A 7,863-nucleotide genomic window follows, 5' to 3' on the forward strand; every position below is an offset into this window, starting at 1 on the left:
CCCCCACCACAGGGAAAGCATCTCATAGAAATTCGAAAGAAGCCGGATTCGGATTGACGTTAAAACCATCTCAACACATTTATTAAAAAGCTAAATAATAAAAGCCTAAAACTGTCAGTTTTCAGGGATTCCACACAACTTGACAAAGAGCCAATATTTCCAGTCACTTAAAAACCTTTGCAGGTGATCTGCAAAGGTTTTTTGACGTATTCTGGTCTCGGATCTACAAAGAAGCCTTGTTCCTGCAGAGCAGCCAGTGTTTCAGCGCGTTTGGCAGGGGAGGTTGCCATTTCCCGACTGACTTTTGTGGTAAAGGCTTCAAGGCGGTTGTTAGAGGAGCGTAGGTCATAGTATTGCTCAATAGTCTGGTCATATTCCTTTAAAGCTGCCACCGGATGTTCCAGTTCCTGATAAACATTTTCCATATGGACAATTTCCTTGGGCAGGTGGGGTTTCTTATCTGAAACTTGACCTGGCCAGCAACTGGCAGAGCCCTTTGGGATCGTTCAGAATACTGCCCAAGTAGACTGTTCCTACGACCATGTTTTGCGCTACAATCAACGCATCCGAAAAAGCGGCTAAAAAGCGTTCCGGACTTCATTGCACCAAGGCTGGAGCTCCCTGCTCTTATGCCAGCTTGGTATTTCGGGCTTGATCGACTAAGAATACGAAGAGATGCGGAGCACTTGCGATATACTCCTGCTGGCCGATCTTCGCCAACTCCTGCTTTAATTCTGGATCTGTGATACTCAAAATCGAGTAGGACTGCCGAAAATTACTCGTGGGTGCTTGCTGTGCAACCTCTACCAACAGGTCGACTTCCGCTTTGGTTAGCTCCTGCTTTTGAAAGTTGCGAATACTCCGATTGTTTAATTGCGTTTGAATCGTTTCGTTCATCACTTCTCCTATCCTTCTCGGACAAAAATCCACTCTTTAACATCCGATAGGCCTGCCTGATAAGTAAAACCGGCAATCGTCCGTGTCTTCAATTCCTCCAACGCTTGAATCGGCGTTTCCGCTAGGCTTTGGATAAGCAGTCCCCGGCCCTTTTTGGAGATGGTGGAGTGTGTTTTGAGGACGCCACCCTTGTTTTCTTTAAATTGAATACGGATAAAATTCTCTCTGACTTCCTTGGAGAATACCTGCTCAAATTCTGACGAGAGCAGTGAAAGAACGGGATCACTGCCAATCGCAGCATCAAAATGGGGGCGCCAGAATTGAGTCAGGCTTTGTCCCTCCACTTGAAGAGGGACTTGAAAATCCAGGCGGTGAGGAGCCATGGGAGTTAAAATGGGCACGCAACCATACAAGCTGGAGGTAATCCAAACTTGATTCCAAAAAGGATTGTCGACCTGAGTTCGGTCGATTTGCCGATACATCAGACCATTAAAAAGTTGGAGGGCCGGTTTAGTCTGAGCTTGACCGTCTCTCAAAGCTTGAAAACGCTCCTCTTCTTCCCTAGCTTTATCTTCCTTCAATTTGAAAAAAGTCGACCAATTTTCAACTTCTTCCAGGGCCTGGAGCACTGTCTGACCAGCAGGCGACAGAGGCTCTCCTGAAACAAAGGTCTCCTTTAAGTCCAGCTCCTTGGCTGTAGGCAGTAAAATTTTCATCATCTTCCTTTCCAAAGTCAAATCTCCTCCGATGAGTTGGTAGGATTTGACTAGATGCTTCAAGATTTCCTCTAAGGAGTAACTCCCATCCAGAGGAAAACTAATCCAGTATTTCTTATTCATATGGTAGCCCGGATAAGCAAGACCAGATTCTACCAGGCTTGCAACCTGGTCCGATTTGAGGCTTAGAAGCGTCACTGGCCCCTGTTTACGAGCATCGATTTTCTGCCAGTCAACTTCCTGTATGACCCCAAACCAGGTTTGTTTGCTGCCATAGCGAAAAACCGCAGCCTTGGGGAGCTTTTTCCAAAGAAAGGCCAGCTCCCAGCCCCAACGAGCTTTAACTAAATCCAATAAAGACTCGGCCTGAGCCGAAAATAATCGCTGGGGCTGACTAATTTGACCCTCTATCTGGCTTAGTTTTTCCCAGAGGAGCTTCCGAACCTGGCCCACATAGGCCCCTTTGGCTGACGGAAGAAAGGCCAGCTGGTAGTCTGCTTCAGCGACCGGATCCCACAAGCAAATATCCATCTCTTGCTGCTCAGGATTCCACTGGAGCTGGAGTTCGAGGTCTAGTTCATCCAAACCTTCTTGATACTGGTAAAGCTTTCCTTGCTGGACAAAGCCGGCAGCCACCAGTCGCTCTGCAAACACAGGGTTTTGAAAAAAATTTCTCCGCCAATCCATTAACCAACAATCCTCGTTCCATGAAGTTGCGTGACACCAAAGCGTTGGGCAATTTGGTCACGGTTATCCAGGGTTATCCCACCCCCTAGAATGATATCAATCTTACCCGCGGCGCGGGCGATGATCCGGTCCAGGTAATCCGCATAAGTATACAGATCCTGCTCCAGCGGACCACCATGGGTCAGAATTCGCTGGAAACCAGCTTGGGCTAGCCAATCCAGAGCTTCCAAGCGCTGCTCCCAAGGAATCTGGTCAAAAGCCATATGAAAAACAGCTTCCCCATCCCCGACTTCTGCCAGCAGCCTGTATAAGTTTTCCTGATCCAAACTCCCATCTTCCAGTAATACTCCAAAAACAAAGGACGAAACACCCATTTCCTTGGCTTGTTTGATCTGTGCCACCATCAGCTCCACCTCCGCACCACTATAAACAAAGTTCCCAGCTCTGGGACGAATCATTAGAACCAAAGGCAGGCCCAAGGTTAAGGCCTCTTGAATCATGGCCGGACCCGGTGTGAGACCACCGACAGACAAATCATCACAGAGTTCCACACGTCCCGCACCAGCTGCTAGGGCCCGAGGTAGTGCCTCTAGACTTTCTGCACAAAATTCGTATAACATTCCTTCCCCCACATTTTCTTCTTATTTTATTATACAAGTTCTACCAGTACTTGTGTAGCCTATTTTTCCGACAGCCTATAACTGATTCTGTTCCTAAAAAATTATTGACTTTCAAGCTAGCAGGGTTTATAATGTAAGCGGATACAAATTGAAAGGACGCTCTTATGAATCAAAAATCAAAGAAATGGATTGCTATTCTTCTCATTTTCGCAGCCAGTGCTGCTCTTCCTAATATACGAGCTTTCTTAATCCTCGCCGGCTTAATAGGTGGACTCTATTTTGCTTTTTGGAAAAAAACACCCCAACTCCGTAATCAAGCACTAGGAGTTGCAACCATCGGCATCCTGTCTGGATTAGTGGCTCCAAGCGAGCAAACCTCTCAAACCAACCAGATCCAGCAGGAACTAACCGCGACTCAGACACAACTAAACAAAACCAAACAAGAGCTCCAAAAAGCTAAAGCTGAAGCTGACAAGGTCAAGGCTGATCTCAAAAAAGAAACGGACAAAAATCAGAAAAAAGAACAGGCTGAGAAAAAGAACAAGGAACAGAAAAAAGCTGAACAAGAAAAGACCCAAAAAGAACAAGCTGAAAAACAGAAAGCTGAAGAAGAACAAAAACGAAAAGCCGAGGAAGAACAGAGAGCCCAAGAAGCTGAACAAGTTCGGAGTCAGGCCGATCAAGCTGTACAAACCTTGGAACAAAATCAGATTCTTGAAAACATTGGCCAAGCTCAAGTTGCCGTTGATGCGGTTGGCGATCCCAAGCAAAAGGCCGATTTCCAACACCGGATTGAACTGGTAAGAGGAGCCATCCAGGCCCGTCAGGAAGAAGCCAATCGACTCGCCCAAGAACAACAGCAGGCTCAGCAACAAGCCCAAGCCGCCCAAACAGCACAATACTTCCCCAACTGTAGTGCCGCCAGAGCAGCTGGTGCCGCTCCAGTCTACCGTGGCAACCCCGGCTACGGTTCTCACCTGGATCGCGATGGTGATGGAATCGGTTGCGAGCGTTGAGCACAGACTAAGAAACCCAGATCATTCGACCTGGGTTTCTGTGCTTATTTTTCTTTGTTACGGATACGTTTTTCCCAATAAGGGACACCTTCAATCCCTATTTCAAATGGATTAAAGTCGGGATTTTTACCTTCTCTCCTCTGTTGTTCATAATCTTTCAAAAGTTTAAAGGCTAGCGGAGATAAGAAGAGAATAGCTGTGATATTAAGCCAAACTGTGATCCCACTCGCAATTTCTCCCATGGTCCAAGCCATTTGGCTAGAAGCAACACCGGAGTAAATCAACATACCAACCATTAATACTTGCATGACTCTTAGGGCGAGGGTCAATTTGTCCCCCTTCAACAAATAACGCAAATTGGTCTCGGCAATATAGTAGTAACTCATCAGCGTTGTAAAGGCAAAGAAGACCAAAGCAAAGGCCACAAAGATAGGACCAAAAGAACCTAGAACGGTCGAAAGGGCGGTTTGTGTATACAAGGCACCAGCACTATCCGAATCCGTATTGGCCAAATGCGCCACAACTGGATTTTGATTGGTATCAAAGACATTATAAGAGTTGGTTAGTAAGATAACCAAGGCTGTCCCTGTGCAGACAAAAAGGGTATCAATATAAACAGAGAAAGCCTGAACCAAGCCTTGTTTCACCGGATGTGAGATCTGGGCAGAAGCTGCAGCCGCTACCTGAGAACCTTGCCCAGCTTCATTCGAATACACACCCCGTTTGACACCATAAGAAATAGCTGCACCGACAAGACCACCAAAGACCGCTTCCATCCCAAAGGCTGCTTTAAAAATTAATTGGAAAACAGGGATTACCTGATCCAAATTCGCAATAACGATGACAAAAACCATCAGCAGGTAAACTCCCGCCATAAAAGGGACAATGATCTCGGCAATTTTGGCAATCCGTTGAATCCCTCCTAGGACAATCAAGAGGAGCGCGCCAACAACGAGTAGGGTTGAAACAAGAGGTGGTACACTCAAGGCATTGTGCATCGCAACACTAATTCCATTCACTTGAATTCCAGACATCAAGAATGCGAATGAGAAGGCCAGAATAAGGGCCATCCCCATTGCCAGTTTTTTCAATTTCAGCCCTTTTTCAATATAGTAGGCTGGTCCTCCATAAAACTGACCATCAACTTCCTCTTTGTAAACCTGACCGAGAGTTGTTTCAACAAAGGCAGAACCAGCTCCAACAAAGGCAATCACCCACATCCAAAAAACAGCTCCCGGACCACCAAAAGCAATCGCTGAAGCAACCCCCGCAATATTTCCGGTTCCGACACGACCAGAAAGAGCTACCGACAAAGCTTGGAAGGACGAAATCCCTTGACTGTCCTCAGGTTTTTCAAACATCAAGCGAAGCATTTCCGGTATCATCCGGATTTGCACAAATTTCGTTCGAATCGTAAAATACAAGCCTGCTCCAATCAGGAATGCCAAGAGGGCTGGACTCCAAATCCAGTCCGAGAGTGTTTTAACAATATCCATCTATCAATAATCCTTTCTAAGCTGCCCCAAGATCTTCTCAAAAATGTCCGGAAGCGGAGCTGTAAATACCATGGTATCACCTGTACTTGGATGGGTAAAACCAAGTTGGGCAGCATGGAGAAATTGACCCCGACCCTTCAAGGTCTTTTGGGGACCATAAAGTGGGTCCCCTGCCAGCGGATGGCCGATGTAGGCCATATGAACGCGAATCTGATGCGTCCGACCAGTTTCTAGCTGCAATTCCACCAGACTATAATCCCCAAACCGCTCCAACACAGTAAAACGTGTGAGGGCTGGTTTTCCATTCGCTTGAACAGCCTGTTTCTTACGGTCTTTATCACTCCGACCGATTGGCGCTTCAATAACACCCTTATCACTCGGTAAATTACCGTGCACTAAAGCCAGATATTTCCGCAGTGATTTTTTTTCTTTCAATTCTTGGGCCAATTTTTCATGAGCCTGATCATTTTTGGCAATCATTAGCAGACCTGAGGTGTCCTTGTCAATCCGGTGGACAATCCCCGGACGCAGAACACCGTTGATCCCCGACAAATCCTTGACATGAAACAGTAGAGCATTGACTAGAGTTCCACTCGGATGACCAGGGCTAGGATGGACTACCATCCCCTGGGCCTTATTGACTACGGCCACATCTTGGTCTTGGTAGACCAGCTCCAGCGGCAAATCCTCAGCCTGAATATCCAAAACTTCCGGTTCTGGAAGCTGGTAGGAAATGATATCCCCTTCCACGACCGTATACCGCGGCTTTTTAGCCAGACCATTGACTCGAACGAGGCCCGCCTTGATTTGCTCATTGGCTAGGCTTCTAGAAAGTTCCGTGTTGTCAGCCAACACCTTGTCCAAGCGCTCTCCGCCTGTTTTTACCTTAAACTCCATCCTCATCCTCCCTTAAGAGATCCAAAATTAAAATAACAACTCCGACTGTTAAATAAGAATCGGCCAAGTTAAAAACGGCGAAGTCAATAAAGGTGAGCTGGAACATGTCCACCACAAAGCCCTGACTGGCACGGTCAATAAAGTTCCCAATGCCCCCAGCCATAATCAAGGCCAGGCCGACCTGACGTTCCCATTGACTGGACTTGGCCTTAATAAAGCAATAGGCAGCTACTACCATGGCTAGGAAGGTTGTTAGAAAGAAAAACCAAACCTGTCCCTGGAGGATTGAAAAGGCAGCCCCCCTGTTTTGGAGATAGGTCAAATCCATAATGCCTGGCCAAAAGGTCAGTTGCTCGCCTAGCGCAATGTGGTCCACCACCCAAGACTTAAGAAGTTGATCTCCCAAAATCAAGGCTAAACCAAGTACCAATAGTATCATTTTTCTAGACATAACCAATCTCCTCTGCTGCTTCGACAAGCAACTCCAAAAAATCTTGGGCAATCGCTGAAAGCTCACTACCAGCTCGAAAGGCACAAACCATTGTATTCTTACGCCCCTCCTTAACCGGTAAGGCTAGAATCCCTGGACTAACCTCCTGATCTAAAAAGCCCGATCCCGTCGCATAGCCATGCGTCCGCTTTAAAAGACCATTCAAGGTCGCCCGATCCGTCACCTCATACAGAACAGGACTAATCGAGGTATCGAAAAAGTTCTCCGAATAATAGAGGTACTCATCCTTCTCCTGGGTAAAACGAACGGTCGGGTAAATCTCCAAGTCGGACATGGAAATTTCCCCCTTCTCCACCAAGGGATGAGTCTCTGCTAGATAAATGTGGGTTGGAAATGAAAATAAGGTTTGTATTTCCAAATCCATTTGCTGCAACTTTTGCTGAATCCCCTTTTCATTCTGACTATTTAAATAAAACAGGCCAATCTCACTGTGCCCCTTATAGACCTCATCCAAAATCTGCAAGGTCGTTGATTCAAACAGCCGGAAATCCTTATGCTCTGGCCACAGCTTAGCCAACTTGGTTAAAATATCTGGCAAAAAATCATAGTGCTGACCAGCAACAGAAAATTCACTAGACTCCTCCGTCGACTGGTACTGATTTTCTAAAACATCAAACTCCTGAACCAGACTCTTAGCCTTCTCATAAAAAGGCATTCCCCTCTGGGTTAAGAAGGTTCCTGAATTGGTCCGGTTGAAAATCTTAAAGCCCAGCTCCTGCTCCAAATCCCTGATCGACATGGACAAACTCGGCTGACTGATGTAGAGCTTCTCCGCTGCCTCTCGAAAAGTACCACTATTGGCTAAAGCCACTACATTCCGCAATTGTTGAATATTCATCTATCTACCCATTTCAAAAAACTTCATTCTATTGTATCCTAATTAGACTGAAATTTCTAGCTCTACTGACGAAAAGCACGACAAACGCATGAAAGGTTCTAACTGATCTCTCTTCAGTCAGAACCTTTTTTAAAGTAGCGATTTTAAATATTTATCAAATACCATGCTCAAATGAAACTTTTTAC

The 7,863-nt window shown here is 46.2% G+C and carries 9 protein-coding genes; 1 reads left to right on the forward strand and 8 read right to left on the reverse strand.

What is annotated here, in order from left to right; genetic code table 11:
• Nucleotides 1-167 precede the first annotated feature (167 nt).
• The 4 genes from E5983_RS10205 to E5983_RS07735 form a co-directional block, all read right to left on the reverse strand.
• Entirely contained in the window at nt 168-425 is a 258-nt protein-coding gene (locus tag E5983_RS10205) for a nitroreductase family protein (protein WP_414486780.1), read from the reverse strand.
• A 202-nt stretch (nt 426-627) separates the two neighbouring features.
• On the reverse strand, nt 628-897 hold the full coding sequence (locus tag E5983_RS10210; protein WP_414486781.1) for a nitroreductase family protein: 270 nt from the start codon (nt 895-897) through the stop codon (nt 628-630).
• Between the two features lie 8 nt (nt 898-905).
• Nucleotides 906-2,267 carry a peroxide stress protein YaaA gene (gene yaaA / locus E5983_RS07730; protein WP_160333291.1) on the reverse strand — a complete coding sequence of 454 codons (1,362 nt, stop codon included), beginning with the start codon at nt 2,265-2,267 and terminating at the stop codon, nt 906-908.
• Between the two features lie 32 nt (nt 2,268-2,299).
• Complete coding sequence (locus E5983_RS07735) at nt 2,300-2,920, reverse strand: copper homeostasis protein CutC (protein WP_160333292.1); 621 nt, start codon at nt 2,918-2,920, stop codon at nt 2,300-2,302.
• A gap of 164 nt (nt 2,921-3,084) precedes the next feature.
• On the opposite strand from E5983_RS07735, the gene E5983_RS07740 reads away from it, so the two are divergent.
• The gene (locus E5983_RS07740; RefSeq protein ID WP_160333293.1) at nt 3,085-3,936 is read left to right on the forward strand and encodes an excalibur calcium-binding domain-containing protein; all 852 of its coding nucleotides are present in this window, start codon (nt 3,085-3,087) and stop codon (nt 3,934-3,936) included.
• 44 nt (nt 3,937-3,980) lie between these two features.
• On the opposite strand, the gene E5983_RS07745 is transcribed toward E5983_RS07740, so the two are convergent.
• The 4 genes from E5983_RS07745 to E5983_RS07760 are packed head-to-tail and all read right to left on the reverse strand — an operon-like array spanning nt 3,981 to nt 7,678.
• The gene (locus E5983_RS07745) at nt 3,981-5,432 is read right to left on the reverse strand and encodes an alanine/glycine:cation symporter family protein (RefSeq protein ID WP_160333294.1); all 1,452 of its coding nucleotides are present in this window, start codon (nt 5,430-5,432) and stop codon (nt 3,981-3,983) included.
• A 3-nt stretch (nt 5,433-5,435) separates the two neighbouring features.
• Nucleotides 5,436-6,329 (reverse strand): RluA family pseudouridine synthase, encoded by an 894-nt coding sequence (locus E5983_RS07750; RefSeq protein WP_160333295.1) that lies wholly within the window; start codon nt 6,327-6,329, stop codon nt 5,436-5,438.
• Nucleotides 6,319-6,780 carry a signal peptidase II gene (lspA, locus tag E5983_RS07755; RefSeq protein WP_160333296.1) on the reverse strand — a complete coding sequence of 154 codons (462 nt, stop codon included), beginning with the start codon at nt 6,778-6,780 and terminating at the stop codon, nt 6,319-6,321. Before lspA ends, E5983_RS07750 begins: the two co-directional genes overlap by 11 nt.
• The gene (locus E5983_RS07760; RefSeq protein ID WP_160333297.1) at nt 6,773-7,678 is read right to left on the reverse strand and encodes a LysR family transcriptional regulator; all 906 of its coding nucleotides are present in this window, start codon (nt 7,676-7,678) and stop codon (nt 6,773-6,775) included. Before E5983_RS07760 ends, lspA begins: the two co-directional genes overlap by 8 nt.
• Nucleotides 7,679-7,863 lie beyond the last annotated feature (185 nt).

This window comes from Streptococcus danieliae (assembly GCF_009767945.1).
In the GTDB taxonomy this organism is placed as follows: Bacteria; Bacillota; Bacilli; order Lactobacillales; family Streptococcaceae; genus Streptococcus; species Streptococcus danieliae.

Bases quoted from the DNA above. Each gene is read 5' to 3' on its own strand.
- lspA (WP_160333296.1), bottom strand. From the start codon at position 6,780: ATGTCTAGAAAAATGATACTATTGGTACTTGGTTTAGCCTTGATTTTG.
- E5983_RS10210 (WP_414486781.1), bottom strand. From the start codon at position 897: ATGAACGAAACGATTCAAACGCAATTAAACAATCGGAGTATTCGCAAC.
- E5983_RS07740 (WP_160333293.1), top strand. From the start codon at position 3,085: ATGAATCAAAAATCAAAGAAATGGATTGCTATTCTTCTCATTTTCGCA.
- E5983_RS07760 (WP_160333297.1), bottom strand. From the start codon at position 7,678: ATGAATATTCAACAATTGCGGAATGTAGTGGCTTTAGCCAATAGTGGT.
- E5983_RS10205 (WP_414486780.1), bottom strand. From the start codon at position 425: ATGGAAAATGTTTATCAGGAACTGGAACATCCGGTGGCAGCTTTAAAG.
- E5983_RS07735 (WP_160333292.1), bottom strand. From the start codon at position 2,920: ATGTTATACGAATTTTGTGCAGAAAGTCTAGAGGCACTACCTCGGGCC.
- E5983_RS07745 (WP_160333294.1), bottom strand. From the start codon at position 5,432: ATGGATATTGTTAAAACACTCTCGGACTGGATTTGGAGTCCAGCCCTC.
- E5983_RS07750 (WP_160333295.1), bottom strand. From the start codon at position 6,329: ATGGAGTTTAAGGTAAAAACAGGCGGAGAGCGCTTGGACAAGGTGTTG.